Below are 17,347 nucleotides of genomic sequence, written 5' to 3'. Positions count from 1 at the left end.
CCCTATAAATTGCAAGCGAAGGGACCGGATGGAGACAAAACACCTCACTAACCTTTTTAACGGTGTCAATTGCACTGGGAGAACGAGCGTTCTATCTAGGAGGGCATGACCGAGAAGGCCATCAGACGCTGGATAGATCTAGCCAACCCCACGCGTTTTCTGGCGCTGGCAGATGCCATGTTACCATGGCTGCTTGGCGCGGCGGTGCTAACCGTGGCGGTTGGCCTTGCCATGGGTTTTGCCGCCCCTGAGGATTATCAGCAGGGCATAACGGTCCGCATCATGTATATCCACGTACCTTTCGCGTGGCTCTCCATGTTCTGCTACACGGTAATGGCCGCTTCGTCGCTCGGTACGCTTGTCTGGCGGCATCCGCTCGCAGATGTCTCGCTCAAGGCTGCCGCCCCCATCGGCGCCGTCTTTACAGCGCTCGCACTGTTGACCGGTTCCATCTGGGGCAAGCCCATGTGGGGTACGTGGTGGGTGTGGGATGCCCGCCTGACTTCCGTGTTCATCCTTTTTCTCATGTATCTCGGCATCATCGCGCTGACGCGGGCGCTTGACGATTTCGGAAGGTCCGCCAGGGCGGCAGCCATCCTGACGCTGGTGGGATTCATCAACATTCCGATCATCAAGTTTTCGGTCGATTGGTGGAACACGCTGCATCAGCCGGCCTCCGTGTTCCGGCTCGACGGGCCGACGATCCATCCAAGCCTGCTGTGGCCGCTAATGATCTCGGCCGTGGGCTTTACCCTCCTGTTTCTTGCCTTGCACATCATGGCCATGCGGGCGGAAATCTGGCGCCGCCGCGTGATCACCATGCGCCGGCTCGCTGCGCGGCGAGCTGAAGGAGAGGCAGCATGACCCACGCCGCCTATGTGACGGCAGCCTATATGCTCTCGGTTCTTGCCATATGCGGGCTGGCAGCCTGGATACTCGCCGATCAGGCGGCCATGCGGCGTGCCTTGCGGGAACTGGAGGAGCGGGGCATCCGCCGCCGCTCGAACAGTCGAGAAGCGCAGCGATGAGCCAGGCGCAGCAGCATGCCCCGAGGCGCCGGGTTGTCGTTCTGCTTCTGCCACTTCTGGCATTTCTGGCGCTTTCGGCCGTCTTTCTGGTTCAGCTTCTTTCGGGCCGCGATTCCGCCCTCGTGCCTTCGGCATTGATCGACGAGCCGGCCCCCAAGACGGAGCTTCCGGCCCTGGAGGCGATAAATCTGCCCGGCCTCTCCCCCGCCGATTTCGAAGGCAATGTGACGTTGGTGAACGTGTGGGGATCCTGGTGCGTACCCTGCAGGGACGAACATCCTTTACTCATGCAATTGGCACAGGATGACCGGATCCGCATTGTTGGTCTCAACTACAAGGACCGGCCGGAAAACGCGCGGCGCTTCCTTGGCGAGCTCGGCAACCCCTATGCGGCCATAGGAGTGGACCAGAGCGGCAGGGCCGCTATCGAATGGGGGGTCTACGGTGTGCCGGAAACGTTTCTGGTAGGCCCCGATGGCATCATCCGGTACAAGCACGTAGGGCCGTTCACGCCGCAAAGCCTCAAGGACGATCTTCTGCCGGAGATTGAAAAGGTGCTTGCAAAGGTGGACTGACCCACGCTCGCATGGCGTTGGAGGTGCTTGCGCATGGTCGCCTCGCAGCAGGAAGTCTGGGCGCATTTCGCCGCACATGCGGAAGCGTGCGAACGGCTAGGTTCACCGTTCGCGGCAAGGATCTGCCGGCTGCTGCCGCAGATCCTCGACAATTCCACCGTCTCTGGCAGTCATATTCTTTCCTGGCCCGGCGATCCCCAGGACGACGGCGTGGTGATTCGGCTGATGGGGGCGCTTCATGCGGTGGTTCTTTCCGGCGGCGACGCGCAGCTCGCAAATGCTTATCCGCCTTACGGCGAAGTATCGGACGAAGCGCTGTTGGATGTCTTGTCCGCTGCGATCAGGCGCCACGATGTGCGTATCCACCAGGGACTTGATTCACCGCCCCAAACCAACGAGGTCGCACGCGCGGCGATGCTCCTCCCGGGTTTCCTTGCGATCGGAAGCGAGACGGGCATGCCTCTTGCCATTCGGGAGATCGGATCGAGTGCCGGCCTCAACCTTTACTTCGACCGCTTTCATTACCGCTATGGCGAGCTTTGCTGGGGCGAGGAAGGATCGCCGGTAAGACTAGCTCCGCAGTTGCGCGGGAACGCACCGCCGCTCGGTGGTTTCATGGAGGTCGCCTCGCGTAGGGGATGCGACATCGCCCCGGTCGATATCAATGACGAGGGAGAGAGACTGCGCCTTAAATCCTTTATATGGCCCGATCAGACGGAACGGCTGGCACGGCTGGAGGCGGCCATGGCGATTGCCCGGCAGGCACGTGTTACGCTCCGGCGCGCGGATGCGGCCGAATTCTTAGCGGCAGAGCTTGCCGAAAGAAAGAAGGACCAGGTGTTCGTCCTGTTCCACTCGGTCATGTGGCAGTATATGCCGCAGGAGACGCAGCGGCGGATCGAGAACCTGCTCGACAGCGCCGGGGAGGTGCCGCTCGCTTGGCTGCGGATGGAGCCTGTGGCGGGAAACGTGGACTTTGCCACTCTACGCCTTACCATGTGGCCGGCGGGCGAGACACGCGACCTTGCCCGCTGCGACTTTCACGGCCGCTGGCTGGAATGGCTGGAGGGCTAGAGGAATTCCATGAAAGTGAACCCCGGCTTTCCTTGGGCGTTCCTTCAAAAACCGGGGTCATTCCAGCGCTTTTACGAAATGACGATCTAGAAAGGCGACGAGACGCTGTAAATTCTATGCAGCGCCCGCCATCCTTTGCTTTTCGAAGCGCTTGCGCTCGTGCGGGTTGAGATAGAGCTTTCTCAGGCGAATCGATTTGGGCGTGACTTCGACGAGTTCGTCATCCTGGATCCAGGCAAGCGCGCGCTCCAGCGTCATGCGGACCGGTGGCGTAAGCTTTACCGCCTCATCCTTGCCCGCCGCCCGAACGTTGGAAAGCTTCTTGCCTTTCAGAACATTCACTTCAAGGTCGTTGTCCCGGCTGTGTATTCCGACAATCATGCCCTGATAGACCTTCACGCCGGGATCGATGATCATCGGCCCGCGGTCCTCCAGGTTCCAGAGAGCATAGGCCACAGCTTCGCCCGGTTCGTTGGCAATGAGAACCCCGTTGACCCGTCCTTCGATCTCGCCCTTATAGGGCTGATATTCATGGAAGAGACGGTTCATGACGGCGGAGCCCCGCGTATCGGTGAGCAACTCCGACTGATAGCCGATCAATCCTCGCGTTGGCGCAAGAAAGACCAGCCGCTGGCGGTTACCACCGGAAGGCTTGAGCTCCACCATTTCGGCCTTGCGCTCCGACATCTTCTGCACGACGACGCCGGCATGCTCCTCGTCGACATCGATGACGACCTCCTCGACGGGTTCGAGAAGCTGGCCATCCTCGTCATTCTTCATCACGACGCGCGGCCTTGAGACTGCAAGCTCGAAGCCTTCGCGCCGCATCGCTTCGATCAGAACCGAAAGCTGCAATTCACCGCGCCCGGAGACAAAGAACGAATCCTTGTCCGCCGACTCTTCGACCTTCAGCGCGACATTGCCCTCCGCTTCCTTCAGCAGACGCTCGCGGATGACGCGGCTCGTCACCTTGTCACCCTCAGTGCCGGCAAGAGGAGAGTCGTTCACCATGAAGCTCATGGTGACGGTCGGCGGGTCAATCGGCTGTGCTTCCATCGGCTGGCTGACGGATGGATCACAGAAGGTGTCTGCGACGGTGCCTTTTGAAAGACCCGCGATCGCAACGATGTCGCCTGCATGGGCCTCGTCAATCGGCTGCCGATCGAGCCCCCGGAAGGCGAGGATCTTTGAAATGCGCCCCTGTTCCAGAAGCGAACCGTCGCGTGAAAGTACCTTCGCCGCCTGATTCGGCTTGACGGTGCCGGAGGCAATGCGTCCGGTGATGATACGCCCAAGGAAAGGATTGGCTTCGAGGATGGTTCCGATCATGCGGAACGGACCTTCCTCGACCTTCGGTTCGGGCACGTGCCTGAGCACAAGATCGAAAAGTGGGGCAAGCCCTTCATCCTTCGGGCCGGCGGGATCGAAGTTCATCCAGCCGTCGCGGCCGGAGCCGTAGAGGATTGGAAAATCGAGTTGCTCATCGGTGGCATCGAGGGCGGCGAAAAGATCGAAGACCTCGTTGATCACCTCGTCGGGGCGAGCGTCCGGCCGGTCGATCTTGTTGACCGCAACGATGGGCTTCAATCCCACCTTCAGCGCCTTGCCGACCACGAATTTGGTTTGAGGCATGGGGCCTTCGGCGGAATCTACGAGGAGAACGGCACCGTCCACCATGTTGAGAATACGCTCTACCTCGCCGCCGAAATCCGCGTGACCCGGCGTATCCACGATGTTGATACGCACATCTTTCCAGGTGACGGAAGTGGCTTTTGCAAGGATGGTGATGCCGCGCTCCCTTTCCAGATCGCTGGAATCCATAACGCGATCGTCCACGCGCTGATTGTCGCGCACGGAGCCGGACTGCTTGAGCAGCGCATCGACGAGGGTGGTTTTCCCATGATCGACATGGGCGATAATCGCAATATTGCGCAGTTTCATAGGTCGCTTTTCTGAGATGACGGGGCTCTGCCGGGTTGCCGCCCGCAATTTTTCTTTGCCGCGCTCATACAGGTTTTTTGACAACCGCGAAAGAGAGCGCGCTAAACCGTAATACTTATAACGTCATATGGGGACGCGGCTTGCCGAGTAAAAGACCTTGGGGGGCAAGCCTTCGCGGCATTGCAAATCCTCTGCGCGGAAGCCGGGCGCGGGCTTGCCTTGAGACACGCTATGAGGCAGACGAGCAGAAATGTCCTCTCTTTGTTGGAAACCCCCATGTCCACTGCCGTCTCGCCGCTCGCGCCGAAACGTTACCCCAGAATGCCCGAAGTGGAGGGCGTGCGCATTGCCGCCGTCGAAGCCGGCATAAAGTACAAGAACCGCAAGGATCTGATGGTGATGGTGTTCGATGAAGGCACGGCCGTGGCCGGTGTCTTCACGCAATCGAAATGTCCATCGGCCCCGGTCGAGTTTTGCCGTGACAATCTTCCCCGAGGCAAGGCCCGCATCCTGGTGGTGAATTCCGGCAATGCCAACGCATTTACAGGGCGCAAGGGGCGCACGGCCACGGAATTGACGGCGCAAGCGGCTGCGCGCGCGGTGGGCGCGACTGAAGGCGAGGTATTCCTCGCGTCCACGGGCGTTATCGGTGAACCGCTGGACGCAGGACGCTTCTCCCACCTGCTGGCGGATCTCGTAAGGGACGCCGTGCCCGGCGCCTGGGATGAGGCGGCGCGGGCCATCATGACCACAGACACCTATCCGAAGATGGTAACGGCCACGGTCCAACTGGGAGAGGCAGAGGTGGCGATCAACGGCATCGCCAAGGGTGCAGGCATGATTGCGCCGGACATGGCCACCATGCTCTCCTTCGTCGCAACCGACGCGCCAATCGCCGCGCCCGTGTTGCAGGAGCTTCTTGCCAGCGGCGTCGGCAAGACTTTCAACTCGATCACCGTCGACAGCGATACGTCCACAAGCGACACCCTGATGCTGTTTGCCACCGGCAAGGCCGCCGCCCGGGGAGCGCCATACATAACGGATGCTAAGGATCCACGCCTCGTGCCGTTCCGCCGGGCGCTCAACCGGCTCCTGAAGGCGCTGGCGCTGCAAGTGGTGCGTGACGGCGAAGGTGCGCGCAAACAGATAGAAGTGACCGTAACAGGTGCTCGGTCGGCACGCTCGGCCAAGCGCGTTGCGCTTGCCATCGCCAATTCGCCGCTGGTCAAGACAGCGATTGCCGGGGAGGATGCAAATTGGGGACGCGTCGTCATGGCTGTCGGCAAGGCTGGTGAGCCAGCAGATCGCGACCTGCTTGCCATATGGTTCGGCGATTTCCGTGTTGCGCATCAGGGCGAGCGTGATGCTTCCTATTCCGAGGAGCAGGTGTCGGACTATATGAAACGCGACGAGATCGACATCCGGGTGGATCTTGGGATCGGCCGTGGAAAGGCCACGGTCTGGACATGCGATCTCACCAAGGAATATGTCGCCATCAACGGCGATTACAGGAGTTGACTGCTTGAACGAAACCATCGAACGGCTGGCGGCCATACGCAGGTTCGAGGCGGCAGGCTTCCGCGCGTGGCCGGCTGGCTCGGTCCTGTATGATGGCACATGGGCGGTGCGCCTGACGAAGGGTCATCCCTCCTACAGGCTCAATTCGGTCAATCCGCTCGATCCCGGCGATACCCGCGACCTGCCAGGTCGGATCGAGCGGGCAGCACAGCGTTTCAACGCCTTCGATAGACCTCTCACCTTCCGTCTGACACCGCTTGCCGCCACGTCCATTGCGGCGTATCTGGATGCCGAAGGCTGGTTGAGCGTCAAATCATCGACCGTGATGCGGCTTTCGCTCAGTGAGAAAATCGTCGGCGATGCGATGGACCAGATACCGCTGAAGGACCTGGACCGCTTCATCGCGGCAGCCTTCAGGGTGCACGATTATGCGCCGGAGCTTCGTTCCGGTTTTGCCGAGGTGGTCGGCGCGATCAAGCCGGAAAAGGGGCTTTTCGTGCTGGAGCAAGATGACCGGCCCGTATCCGCCGCCATCTGCGTGCATGACGGCGCACTTGCAGGCATTTTTGAACTGTCGACCGCAGAACCGCACCGCTGCAAGGGTTATGGGCGCCGTGTCCTGCTTTCAGCGCTGAAATGGGCGTATCTGCGGGGCGCAACCATCGCCTGGCTGCAGGTGCATGACACCAACGAGCCAGCGCGCAATCTTTATCGCTCGCTAGGCTTTGAAGACGTCTACCAGTATCACTATCGGCAGCCGCCCAAGGAGCGCTAGATGGGAAACGCGCCCAAACCAATGCTCATAGTGGCCGCGTGTGCACTCGTCGATGCGGATGGCCGTGTGCTGATCGCACAAAGGCCGGAAGGCAAGCCCATGGCGGGTCTGTGGGAATTTCCGGGCGGCAAGGTCGAGCCGGGCGAGACGCCTGAAGAAACGGCAATCCGCGAACTACGCGAGGAACTGGGCATTGAGACCAAGGCAGAATGCCTGGCGCCGCTAACATTCGCCAGCCACACCTATGAAGAGTTCCACCTGCTCATGCCGCTTTTTGTCTGCCGGCGTTTCCAGGGAATAGCGCGTCCGCATGAGGGACAGGCTATAAAATGGGTACGGCCGGGAAGGCTGCGTGATTTTCCCATGCCGCTTGCAGATGAGCCGCTAATTCCCTTTTTGGTTGATTTACTCTGACGCTGGCTGCAACATTAAATCTTCATTTAGCCGAATGTGAAAATCTTATCCGGGGCGGGGATGTACCGGCGTTGCTGGAGGGGATTATGGATTCAAGGTTCGAAGGGGCGTCGAGGACCCGGGATGGCTGGCCTAGTCTTGGTCATGCGGGTATGGGGCTCCTGAGGATCGCGCTTCTGTTCGGCTCTGCAGCAGTAGCACTGGCACTTGTGCTCACCCCGATTCTCGAAAGGGCGTCACAAGACGATGTTGCGGTGGGTGCCGGAATCGATTCGCTAGCCACAGGCTCAGTTGCAAACCGTCGCGGTCAAATCTTCACCATTCGCCGCAGCGTCCTGCAGCCTGCGCCGGAAGCGGTCTGTATTATCGACAGCACGGGAAGGCATTCCGGTTCCTGTTGAGCGGCGCGGGCGCGTTAATAGATTTTTATCGGTCGGTGCATCATTCTGAAGGTTGATTTGAGGCATCCATGTTTAAAGAACTACTCCACGCAAAGCACGGGGCTGTCGCCCTCGAACACGCCTTAATTGCAGGCTTTCTCGTATTGGCGATTGTCATGGCCGTCTCGCAGCTCGGCCGGGTAATGGGTGACACCTTCGACAATGTTGCCGAAGAGGTGACTGCCGCTGGGCGCTGATGCCCGCTGCCTGTGGCTTTCAGTCTCCGGTGCCGGGAGAAAGAACGGTCTTCAGGGAAACTTTGGCGCTGCCAGGCCTGAGCGGCTTCTGCTGCGAAGCATGCGGTGCCCAGCCGGACATCCACACGATGTTGAAACTCGCGCGAATGCGTCCGTCAGGATCGGAGAAGCGTTCGCGATAAATTTCCGCCGCGCGCAGAAAAAGGCTGCGTGTCGCAGGCCGCCGGCTGCGTTCCATCAACGAATTCGTCGCGCCCATGGCACGCAGGTCGCGCATGAGCTCGAACATGGTCGGGTAGCGCACCGTGACGGGCTCTATATCGGCAACGGGCAGGGCAAAGCCGGCGCGCTGAAGAAGGGCGCCCGCGTCCCGCACATCGACAAAAGGAATTATACGAGGGCTCGCCCCGCCGCTCAGCTCCATCTCAGCTTCAAGCAGGCTCTGACGCAACTCCTGCAGAGTGCCCGCGCCTGCCATGGCGCCAAGAAAAAGGCCATCCGGTTTGAGCGCGCGGCGGATCTGGACAAGAAGCCCCGGCAGGTCATTCATCTCCTGCATCGTTAGAAGACTGACAGCAAGGTCCAGGCTTTCCGTCGCAAGCGGTACGGTTTCATAAGGTGCGGCAATGCCTTCATAGGGCCCGGAAAGCAGGCGCTCATCATTCTCGACCCGCAACAGTTTTTCGGCTTTTCCGCTCTCCCGCAAGGCATCGGCAGCATGGGCGGTCAGGCAGAACAGCGTGGCCGCATGCTTGAAGCGGCGCTCAACGGTTGCCAGGCGTTCGGCCAGTTCTTCCGCCGTCCGGCGCATCAGGAAATCGGAGCCTTCCTCACCTCTTGAGAGCGCGCGCCATTTCCGGGCCAACAGCAGAGACGAATCGAAAATGGGTTCCATGGGCAGGCACTTTCCTTCCGGTGCGCGCAATGGCACAAAATGCTACAGAGGGCAAAGATGGGTGCTCAGGATGGGCGGAGCAAGCATGCGACTTTTTCGGGCAGTCGGCGCTGCGGTTCGGGAGTGGCCGGCGCGGCTGCTGTTCCCGCCGGCCTGCCTCGGCTGCCGCAACCTCGTCACCGCTCCAGGCACGCTGTGTACGGAATGCTGGCCGGACGTCCGGTTTCTGGAACCGCCCTGGTGCCCTGTCATGGGTACACCCTTTGAGCACGATATGGGCGACGGCTTCCTTTCCGGTGAAGCTATAGCCGATCCGCCTCCCTTCAACAGGGCGCGGGCGGCAGTGATCTATGGCGGCGTGACAAAACGCATGGCCCAGGGCCTGAAATTCGCTGATAGGACCGATCTTGCTCCATGGATGGCGCGCTGGATGCTGCGCGCAGCAGGTGAGTTGGTGGCGGATGCTGATTGCGTCGTACCGGTGCCGCTGCATCATCGCCGCTTCTTTTTCCGCCGCTTCAATCAGTCGGCAGAGCTTGCGCGCGCCTTCGCGCGGCTCACCGAACTCGATTACCGGCCGGAGTTTCTTGTGCGCCGTCGCGTTACACGCCAGCAGGTTGGCCTTGGCATGCGCGAACGCGAGGCAAATGTGCGCGGCGCTTTTCAAGTTCCTGTGAAGCAGGAAGCCTCGGTGAAGGACCGCAACATCATATTGATCGACGACGTCTATACCACCGGCGCTACAGTCAAGGCAGCCGTGCGGGCGCTGAGGCGTGCCGGAGCGCGCTCTGCCGATGTGTTGACCTTCGCACGGGTACTCCCCGGAGCCTTTGCGTCGGAAAGGCAGGATAACTATATAGCGGCGTGAACCCAAGGAAGACAAAATGGCAAATGTGACGATCTATACGCGCATGGGGTGCGGGTATTGCGCCGCTGCAAAGCGCCTTCTGGAACGGAAGAATGTCGCCTATACCGAGCATGATGCCAGCTTTTCCCGTGAATTGCGCCAGGAGATGATCAACCGCTCCGGCGGACGCGCGACGTTCCCGCAAATCTTCATTGGCGACATTCATGTCGGCGGATCGGACGAACTGCACGCGCTGGAAAGAGAGGGTAGGCTCGACGCTCTCCTTGAGGAAGCAAGCGCATGAACATTCTTCACGTTGCTGCATTGCAGATGCGCTCGGGCCAGGACCCCGCAGCCAATCTTCGTGCGTTCGAGGATCTGGTGCGTGAGGCTGCAAGCAAGGGCGCAGCCTATGTCCAGAGTCCGGAAATGACCGGCGTGCTCGTGCGCAGCCGCGAGGCGCTCATGGAACGCATCCACGATGAAGCAGACGATCCGCTTGTGCTGAAAGCCTCCGCATTGGCGAGGGAGCTGTCGCTCTTCGTGCATCTGGGTTCCACGGCGATTGCCCTTCCGGAAGGAAAGGTGGCAAACCGCGCCTTCCTCTTCGGGCCGGATGGCGGACGCATCGCCACCTATGACAAGATCCACATGTTCGATGTGAACCTCGACAATGGCGAAAGCTGGCGCGAGTCGGCAACCTACGCAGCGGGCGGCGAGAGCGTTGTCGTAGACCTTCCGTTCGGACGTATGGGACTTGCCATCTGCTACGATCTCAGGTTCCCGCAGCTCTTCCAGGCACAGGCCTTGGCGGGCGCCCAGCTATTGACGGTCCCTTCGGCTTTCACCCGTCAGACCGGTGAGGCGCACTGGCATGTTCTGATCCGGGCGAGGGCTATCGAGAATGGAGCTTGGCTCGTTGCGGCTGCGCAGGGTGGCCTGCATGAGGATGGACGCAAGACCTATGGTCACTCGCTGATCGTCGACCCATGGGGGCGCATCGTCGCAGAAGCGCAGGGTGATGAGCCGGGAGTCGTTTATGCAAAAATCGATCTGCGGGCGTCGCAGGAAGCCCGACGGAAGGTACCCAACCTCAAGAATGCGCAGGATTTTACCGTGAATGAAGTGAAGTCGTTTGCTGGAGTGGCGACGCCATGATCCGCTTCGGTCTCATTTGCGAAAACGAGCACGAATTCGAAGGCTGGTTCCGCAGCGGCGAAGACTTCGAGGCACAGAAACAACGTAAGTTGATCTCCTGCCCCAATTGCGGCTCCAACGAAGTAGAGAAGGCGTTGATGGCGCCAGCAATTTCGACCGGCTCAAAAAGAATGGAGCCCGTCACTCTGGCCATGAGCGAGCAACAGAAGCAAGCGCTTGTACAACTGAGGGCTTTGGCGCAGAAGGTACGAGAGAACGCCGATTACGTCGGCGAGCGCTTTGCTGAGGAAGCGCGCAAGATCCACTTCGGCGAGGTAGAGCCGCGGGGCATCTATGGTGAAGCAACGGCGGAAGAAGTAAGATCGCTTGCCGAGGATGGCGTTGACTTCATGCCGTTGCCCGTCTTCCCAGAGGATCGGAATTAACGCGCGCTTTGCACCGGCTGCTGGCGCTCAGTGCCGGAAGTGGCGCATTCCCGTGAAGATCATGGCAACGCCATGTTCGTCCGCCGCCGCGATCACCTCGTTATCGCGCATGGAGCCGCCGGGCTGGATGACTGCGGTGGCACCGGCCTCGACCGCCGATAGCAGCCCATCGGCGAACGGAAAGAACGCGTCTGAAGCTACCACGGAGCCTTTTGTCAAGGGTGCATCGAGCCCTGCCGCCCGCGCGGCGTCCTCTGCCTTGCGCGCGGCAATACGGGCGGAATCGACGCGGCTCATCTGTCCTGCGCCGATACCCACCGTGGCAAGATTTTTCGCGTAGACGATTGCATTCGACTTCACGTGCTTGGCCACACGGAAGGCAAATTTCAGGTCCGCCATTTCGCTCTCCGTCGGGGCACGCCTGGTCACCACCGACAGTTCCAGATCATCGATTACCCCGTTGTCGCGCGACTGCACAAGCAAGCCGCCCGCAACGGTCTTGGCCGAAAGGCCCGGGGCGCGGGGGTCGGCTATCCCGCCGGTAAGCAGGAGGCGCAAGTTCTTCTTGGCCGCGATGATCGCTTGGGCTTCCTCCGTCGCATCGGGCGCAATGATGACCTCGGTGAAGATCTTGGCGATCTCTTCCGCCGCTTCCCTATCGAGCGCACGGTTGACTGCGACGATGCCTCCGAAAGCGGAAACCGGATCGCAGGCTAGCGCCTTGGCATAGGCTTCCGCCAGACTGGCGCCTTCAGCGACGCCGCAAGGATTGGCGTGCTTCATAATAGCCACGGCCGCGGTGCCTTGCGGGTCGAACTCGGAAACGAGCTCGAAAGCGGCATCGGTGTCGTTGATGTTATTGTAGGATAACTGCTTGCCCTGCACCTGCCGTGCCGTCGCCACGCCCGGGCGCTTCTCGCCCGTAAGATAGAAGCCGGCCTGCTGGTGAGGGTTCTCGCCGTAACGCATTACCTCGGCAAGCCTGCCGCCGAAGGCGCGCCATTTCGGCTGCTCTATGCTGAGGCTTTCCGCAAACCATTGCGAAATAGCGGCATCATAGGCTGCCGTGCGTGCATAGGCTTTTGCGGCAAGCTCCTGGCGCAGCCGGTAGGATACCGCACCGTCGTTTTCCTTCAGGCCAGTAAGTACCCTGTCATAGTCGGCTGGATCGGTGACTACGGCCACATAGGCATGGTTCTTCGCGGCCGCCCGCAGCATGGCAGGGCCGCCAATGTCGATATTCTCCACAATCGCTGGATAGTCGCCGCCGCCAAACCGCACCTCCTCAAAGGGATAGAGATTGATCACGACAAGGTCGATAGAATGGATTCCATAGGTTTCCATTGCTTCGCGATGCTCGGCATCGTCCCGGATGCCAAGAAGTGCTCCGTGGATGGCTGGATGCAATGTCTTCACCCGCCCATCCATGATCTCGGGAAAGCCCGTAATCTCTGAGACATCGCGCACCGGAAGTCCCGCGCCGGACAAGGCTGCTGCGGTCCCGCCAGTAGAGACCAACTCCACCCCGCTCTTGGAAAGTGCTGCCGCGAATTCGATGATGCCGATCTTGTCGGACACGGAAATCAGCGCCCTTCGGACGGGAACGAGGTCGGGTGCAGGAATATTCTTCGCGTTGACGGCCATGCTTTCCTCTTAGGCAGAACGTGCGGCAGGCCGAGCGGCCTGTCCTGGTGCAAACCCCGCATAGTAAGGACACTATAGCGGCTCAGGCTGAGCCTGAGGCGCCGCTCTAGCATAGGGGAGCGCCAAGCCGGAAGCCCTTGGTATGGGCTCAGACACTCTCTGCAAAACTATGCGTGCGCGAGAGCTGCCAGTTCACTTCCGCTCGGTCCGACGTCCTGAAATGCAGGACGATCTGGCGGCTGCGGCATGGTCCGGCGACGGCGGCGAAAAAGATCGATTCCTCCACCACTGGCTCGACTCCGGAACAAGAGAAGACCCAAGTGTCGGTAACGTCGCCGGCAAGGATGAGCATACCTGCATCGTCTCGATAAACCTGGATGTCAGGGTGGATGTGAAACCGGATGGCTGCGGAAGCGGGTCTTGCCGGAGGGCTATCTGGAGGCTGAATGAAACGGTCGACGCCCTGAAGAAGGGCGCCCCCTTGCGTAAGCGTGAGCTTGCGTTCGTGGATCAGCCCGAAACGCGTGACGTAGCCGTCGTGGCTTGCAACGAAGCCTTGCGCGTCTGCGGCATCCTCCCGGCGGCACTCCACCTGGCGAGGGCCGCTTACCAAGGGGGTCCCTACCCAATCGTCCCAGCCTGCCGGGAGGGCGAATCGGGCCTGGGACGTATCGTTGAGCGTCGCGGTGGAATGGGCTGCGGTTGCACGAGCGAGGGGGCGGTAAGCCTCACCGCTTAGATTGTCCACGCCGCAATTGACGATGAACTGATTGCGGCCAGAGGAAAGCTCGAACGAAAGACAGCCCGCATGCGCCATGTTGGAAAGCTCAAGCGGTGGCGGCGCAGCCGTGTCAGCAATGACGGTGGTGCTGCCCATGGAAAGCCGCTGATAGCCTGAATGCCGTGCGTGGGAGAGCGGTGCGCCCCCGGTATCGTCATGTCGGAGGATTGCCGCAACGCGATCGTGTGTCGTCACGCCCATGCCGTTGAAGCGGGCAAGGCTCCCATCGCGATGGCGGAAGAAGCGCAGCGCAGGCAGCATTCTCTCAACAGCGCCGACAAGGGCTGGCGGCGGCGCCTCGGCCTGATTTGCATAGGTCTGCCGCAGCGGGAGAAGGTCGGCCAGCAGTTCCAATATCACGCGCGGGTTGCGCGAGATGTGGCCACCATCGGGCAGAATCTGCCGGTCCAATTCGGTGCTGAGGTGGCGTGTGGCCGTCCGCAACGCTGAGGGGGAGGTGGGTAGCGACAGGGCGGCGAAAGCAAGGGCGGTTCGCGCTCGCAGCCGCTCCTCCCCATCCGGCATTTCGCCTGTAACGGAGCGAAGGTAGCGCACCTGGACGGCAAGCATCTTCAGATACTGCCGATAGCTGGCAAGGTCGGCCCCCTGCAGCACGATGGCTGAATGCTGAAGCCAGGCGATAAGGCGGCGTGCGGTGACGGCCGGATGCCAGGCAAGTCCTGAAATGCGGCGCCCATGCAGGGTGATCCAGTCTGATACCAGCGCGCGTGCATTCGCTGCCGCCAGTTCCGTCTGCGCCGCATGCAGGTGGCGCAGCCAACGGAAGCCGTGCAGTTCCTCTAGCCAGAAGGCGTGATCAATGTCCAGAAGGAAAGGTGATTCGCCACCTGTTTCCACCAGGTGACCGCCAAGCAGAAAACGGCCATTATATATCTCGCGCGCCGTTTCCGGATCGGCCAGCCGGAGGTCGGGAGGGGCTATCAACAGGCGCTCCGGCGTGCGCCCGGAATAGCGCCACCGATAGGCTGGTCCCGCCCGCAAGCGACGGCGAAGGCGCCGCCACGCCTGACGTGCCGCAAGATCCCATAGAAGCGGGCTTAAGCCGCTGGCCTGCATTGCAATACCTGTAAGCTAAGGTGAGTCCTCACAAAGCCGCGAGGAGGTTCCCGCGGCAGAGTCTAATTGATTCAAAAGTTTATGCGAAGAACAAATATGCGCCGACTTATACCTTACGTTGCAGACGGGCTGCAAAGAAGCCGTCTACCTCGCCCAGGTGCTCCGTCCCGCTTTGTTCGGCTGGCGTTGTCCGAAGAAACCCACGGTCCGTCACGAAATGCCCTGCGCCTGGTAATTCTTCTGCCCGAATCGGATCGAGCGCGGCATCTGACCTTTCCGCCAGCATCCGTTCCACAAGCACCTCGCCTTCGGAAGGGTCGAGCGAGCAGTTCGAGAAGACGACAATCCCGCCCGGCCGGACGAGATCAAGCGCGCGGCCCAGCAGTTCCCGCTGTAGTTGGGCCAGCCGCGCAATGTCGTCCGGGCTCTTGGTCCACGGCACATCGGGGTGGCGCCGGACAGTACCGGTGGAAGAACAGGGGGCATCGAGCAGGGCCGCGTCAAAAAGGCTGTCTGGCTGCCATTTTAGAAGGTCAGCCTGCACGATGGTGGCTTGAAGACCCAGTCGGTCAAGATTTGCGCTTAGCCGACGCAACCGGCTTGCCGAAAGGTCCACGGCAGTCACCTTCGCGCCTGCAAGGGCAAGCTGTGCCGTCTTGCCGCCAGGCGCCGCGCAAAGATCGGCAACGGCAAGACCGGCCACATTGCCCAGCAGTCGCGCCGGCAGGCTTGCAGCGGCGTCCTGTACCCACCACACGCCCTCGTCAAAGCCCGGAAGTTCGGGAACGGGCGCCTGGAGACGCTCGACGCGCACGGAGCCGTTGGGAAGCACCCTCCCGCCTAGTCGCTGCGCCCAGACCGGCGGATCGTACTTCATCGTGAAATCGACCGGAGGCTCCCGCCGGTGCATTTCGAGTATGGCATCCGTCTGGGCTGACCCATAGGCGGCCTCCAGCCGTTCGATGAACCATCCGGGCGCGTCGCGGGTCTCTGCCAGCGCTCTTTCCAGTTCGCCGTCCTTGCTGCGGACAATGTTGCGCAGCACGGCGTTTACGAGACCGGAAAACCGCCGCGCCCGCGGGTCGGCCTTCGCCTGGGTCACCGCAAGGTCGACTGCGGCGCTGTCAGGAACGTCAAGGAACAGGATCTGCGCTGCTCCCACATGCAGTATGTGTGAAAGTGCCTGAGCGTTCGGGGGTAAGGAACGCTCCAGCTTATCGACGATCAGCTTCTCGATGGTGCGGCGGTGGCGCAATGCGCTCGCCAGTATCGCCCGGACAAGCGCACGGTCGCGCGGCGGCAGGGCGAGGAACTGCGGATGTCCATGTTCGCCGTCCGTCAGCGCGTCCAGCGGTGTGCGGCGATCGATGACGGCAGCCAGCAATCGCGTGGCGACGCGGCGCGGCTCCAGACCGGCCTTGTTCGCGTTGGCCGATGGCGCGGCATACGGCGATTGAGAGGTGTGGCGGCGCTTTTGTGCAGTCTTCACGACCACGGGCCCCGGCGCGTGCGGGCACCTCTTGAACCCCACGGGCCAAACGCGCCCGGCTCATCAGCGTTAAAGGAGGTAGGCGCGGACATTCCTGCCTCCCTTGCCATAACCTGGAGCGCAGCAATCCGGTTTTCCGTATCGGGATGCGTGGAGAAGAGATTGTCCATGTTCTGGCCGGATAGGGGATTGATGATGAACATATGTGCGGTAGCCGGATTTCGTTCCGCATCCGGATTGACGATCTGACGTGTGCTGCGGGCGATCTTGCTGAGGGCGGAGGCAAGCCACAGCGGCTGACCGCAGATTTCCGCGCCGCGCCGGTCCGCTGCATATTCGCGCGTGCGGCTGATGGCCATCTGGACGAGCATGGCCGCGAGCGGGGCAACGATCATCGCGATAAGGATGCCGATAAATCCCAAGGGGTTGTTGTTGTTATCCCGCCCTCCGCCGAAGAAAAGGGCGAAATTGGCGAGCATCGAGATCGCGCCGGCGAGCGTAGCAGTGATCGTCATGGTGAGCGTATCGCGGTTCTGCACGTGCGCCAGTTCGTGCGCCATGACGCCGGCCACCTCTTCGGGCGACAGACGATGAAGCAGGCCGGTCGTGGCGGCTACGGCCGCGTTCTGCGGGTTGCGACCCGTTGCAAATGCGTTGGGCTGTGGATTGTCGATGATGTAGACGCGCGGCATGGGAAGCCCAGCCCGCGCGGCCAGGTTCTGCACGATCCGGTAGAATTCGGGCGCGGAACGCTCGTCCACCTCGCGTGCATTGTACATGCGGAGCACCAGCTTGTCGCCGTTCCAGTAGCTGAGCAGGTTCATGGCCGCGGCAATCACGAAGGCGATGGTCATCCCGCCCGTGCCGCCGATAAGGTAGCCCACCCCCATGAAGAGGGCGGTCATGAATGCAAGAAGCATCGCGGTGCGAATCACGTTCATGCCACTGACTCCAAAGCACGGCTGCCCGTCATCGGCTGCCGTAATTTCGCGCCGTTCCTGTCTGTGATTCGGCGCATGACTTGCCTATTATGATGGGAGGTCGACACTGTTTATTCAATAAAGTCCGG

General features: G+C 61.1%; 19 protein-coding genes. 13 read left to right on the top strand and 6 right to left on the bottom strand.

Annotation, left to right across the window (positions count from 1 at the left end):
* The first annotated feature begins 105 nt into the window (after positions 1 to 105).
* The 4 genes from HUS57_RS12100 to HUS57_RS12085 are packed head-to-tail and all read left to right on the top strand — an operon-like array spanning position 106 to position 2,677.
* On the top strand, positions 106 to 864 hold the full coding sequence (locus tag HUS57_RS12100; protein ID WP_173934091.1) for a heme ABC transporter permease: 759 nt from the start codon (positions 106 to 108) through the stop codon (positions 862 to 864).
* Entirely contained in the window at positions 861 to 1,028 is a 168-nt protein-coding gene (gene ccmD, locus HUS57_RS12095; protein WP_173934089.1) for a heme exporter protein CcmD, read from the top strand. Before HUS57_RS12100 ends, ccmD begins: the two co-directional genes overlap by 4 nt.
* The gene (locus HUS57_RS12090; protein ID WP_173934087.1) at positions 1,025 to 1,603 is read left to right on the top strand and encodes a DsbE family thiol:disulfide interchange protein; all 579 of its coding nucleotides are present in this window, start codon (positions 1,025 to 1,027) and stop codon (positions 1,601 to 1,603) included. Before ccmD ends, HUS57_RS12090 begins: the two co-directional genes overlap by 4 nt.
* Before the next feature lie 33 nt (positions 1,604 to 1,636).
* Entirely contained in the window at positions 1,637 to 2,677 is a 1,041-nt protein-coding gene (locus HUS57_RS12085; protein WP_173934085.1) for a DUF2332 family protein, read from the top strand.
* 114 nt (positions 2,678 to 2,791) lie between these two features.
* Here HUS57_RS12085 and typA read toward each other — a convergent pair whose 3' ends face one another.
* Positions 2,792 to 4,618, bottom strand: a complete 1,827-nt coding sequence (gene typA, locus HUS57_RS12080) for a translational GTPase TypA (protein WP_173934083.1) — start codon at positions 4,616 to 4,618, stop codon at positions 2,792 to 2,794.
* 276 nt (positions 4,619 to 4,894) lie between these two features.
* Here typA and argJ point away from each other — a divergent pair, with 276 nt between their 5' ends.
* The 5 genes from argJ (at position 4,895) to HUS57_RS12055 (ending at position 7,962) form a co-directional block, all read left to right on the top strand.
* Positions 4,895 to 6,136, top strand: coding sequence for a bifunctional glutamate N-acetyltransferase/amino-acid acetyltransferase ArgJ (gene argJ / locus HUS57_RS12075; RefSeq protein WP_173934081.1), 1,242 nt, complete (start codon positions 4,895 to 4,897; stop codon positions 6,134 to 6,136).
* Positions 6,137 to 6,140: 4 nt separating this feature from the next.
* On the top strand, positions 6,141 to 6,911 hold the full coding sequence (locus HUS57_RS12070; protein ID WP_246727859.1) for a GNAT family N-acetyltransferase: 771 nt from the start codon (positions 6,141 to 6,143) through the stop codon (positions 6,909 to 6,911).
* Complete coding sequence (locus HUS57_RS12065; protein ID WP_173934077.1) at positions 6,912 to 7,325, top strand: (deoxy)nucleoside triphosphate pyrophosphohydrolase; 414 nt, start codon at positions 6,912 to 6,914, stop codon at positions 7,323 to 7,325. It abuts the gene before it with no gap.
* Positions 7,326 to 7,411: 86 nt separating this feature from the next.
* A complete protein-coding gene (locus HUS57_RS12060) occupies positions 7,412 to 7,726 on the top strand; it encodes a hypothetical protein (RefSeq protein ID WP_173934075.1) in 315 nt (104 codons plus the stop codon).
* Between the two features lie 68 nt (positions 7,727 to 7,794).
* Complete coding sequence (locus tag HUS57_RS12055; protein WP_173934073.1) at positions 7,795 to 7,962, top strand: Flp family type IVb pilin; 168 nt, start codon at positions 7,795 to 7,797, stop codon at positions 7,960 to 7,962.
* 19 nt (positions 7,963 to 7,981) lie between these two features.
* On the opposite strand, the gene HUS57_RS12050 is transcribed toward HUS57_RS12055, so the two are convergent.
* Entirely contained in the window at positions 7,982 to 8,857 is an 876-nt protein-coding gene (locus HUS57_RS12050; RefSeq protein WP_173934072.1) for a methyltransferase domain-containing protein, read from the bottom strand.
* Positions 8,858 to 8,942: 85 nt separating this feature from the next.
* Here HUS57_RS12050 and HUS57_RS12045 point away from each other — a divergent pair, with 85 nt between their 5' ends.
* Genes HUS57_RS12045 through HUS57_RS12030 form a run of 4 tightly spaced genes read left to right on the top strand, consistent with a single transcriptional unit; the run spans position 8,943 to position 11,287 of the window.
* On the top strand, positions 8,943 to 9,725 hold the full coding sequence (locus HUS57_RS12045) for a ComF family protein (protein WP_246727858.1): 783 nt from the start codon (positions 8,943 to 8,945) through the stop codon (positions 9,723 to 9,725).
* 16 nt (positions 9,726 to 9,741) lie between these two features.
* Positions 9,742 to 10,008, top strand: a complete 267-nt coding sequence (grxC, locus tag HUS57_RS12040) for a glutaredoxin 3 (RefSeq protein WP_173934068.1) — start codon at positions 9,742 to 9,744, stop codon at positions 10,006 to 10,008.
* Entirely contained in the window at positions 10,005 to 10,862 is an 858-nt protein-coding gene (locus HUS57_RS12035) for a carbon-nitrogen hydrolase family protein (RefSeq protein WP_173934066.1), read from the top strand. The genes grxC and HUS57_RS12035 overlap by 4 nt, the downstream gene beginning before the upstream one ends.
* A complete protein-coding gene (locus HUS57_RS12030; protein ID WP_173934064.1) occupies positions 10,859 to 11,287 on the top strand; it encodes a DUF1178 family protein in 429 nt (142 codons plus the stop codon). The genes HUS57_RS12035 and HUS57_RS12030 overlap by 4 nt, the downstream gene beginning before the upstream one ends.
* Positions 11,288 to 11,314: 27 nt before the next feature.
* Here the strand turns inward: HUS57_RS12030 and purH are convergent, their stop codons facing one another.
* The 4 genes from purH to htpX all read right to left on the bottom strand — a co-directional run bounded on the left by purH (position 11,315) and on the right by htpX (position 17,219).
* Positions 11,315 to 12,931 carry a bifunctional phosphoribosylaminoimidazolecarboxamide formyltransferase/IMP cyclohydrolase gene (gene purH, locus HUS57_RS12025; RefSeq protein ID WP_173934062.1) on the bottom strand — a complete coding sequence of 539 codons (1,617 nt, stop codon included), beginning with the start codon at positions 12,929 to 12,931 and terminating at the stop codon, positions 11,315 to 11,317.
* Between the two features lie 148 nt (positions 12,932 to 13,079).
* The gene (locus HUS57_RS12020; protein ID WP_173934060.1) at positions 13,080 to 14,789 is read right to left on the bottom strand and encodes a heparinase II/III family protein; all 1,710 of its coding nucleotides are present in this window, start codon (positions 14,787 to 14,789) and stop codon (positions 13,080 to 13,082) included.
* A gap of 106 nt (positions 14,790 to 14,895) precedes the next feature.
* Entirely contained in the window at positions 14,896 to 16,278 is a 1,383-nt protein-coding gene (locus tag HUS57_RS12015) for an RsmB/NOP family class I SAM-dependent RNA methyltransferase (protein WP_173934058.1), read from the bottom strand.
* Entirely contained in the window at positions 16,275 to 17,219 is a 945-nt protein-coding gene (htpX, locus tag HUS57_RS12010) for a zinc metalloprotease HtpX (protein WP_173934057.1), read from the bottom strand. The genes HUS57_RS12015 and htpX overlap by 4 nt, the downstream gene beginning before the upstream one ends.
* Positions 17,220 to 17,347 lie beyond the last annotated feature (128 nt).

This window comes from Chelativorans sp. Marseille-P2723 (assembly GCF_902809845.1).
Lineage (GTDB): Bacteria > Pseudomonadota > Alphaproteobacteria > Rhizobiales > Rhizobiaceae > Chelativorans.
Note: the sequence above shows the minus strand (reverse complement) of the source record. Positions and strands in the feature narration are given on the sequence as shown.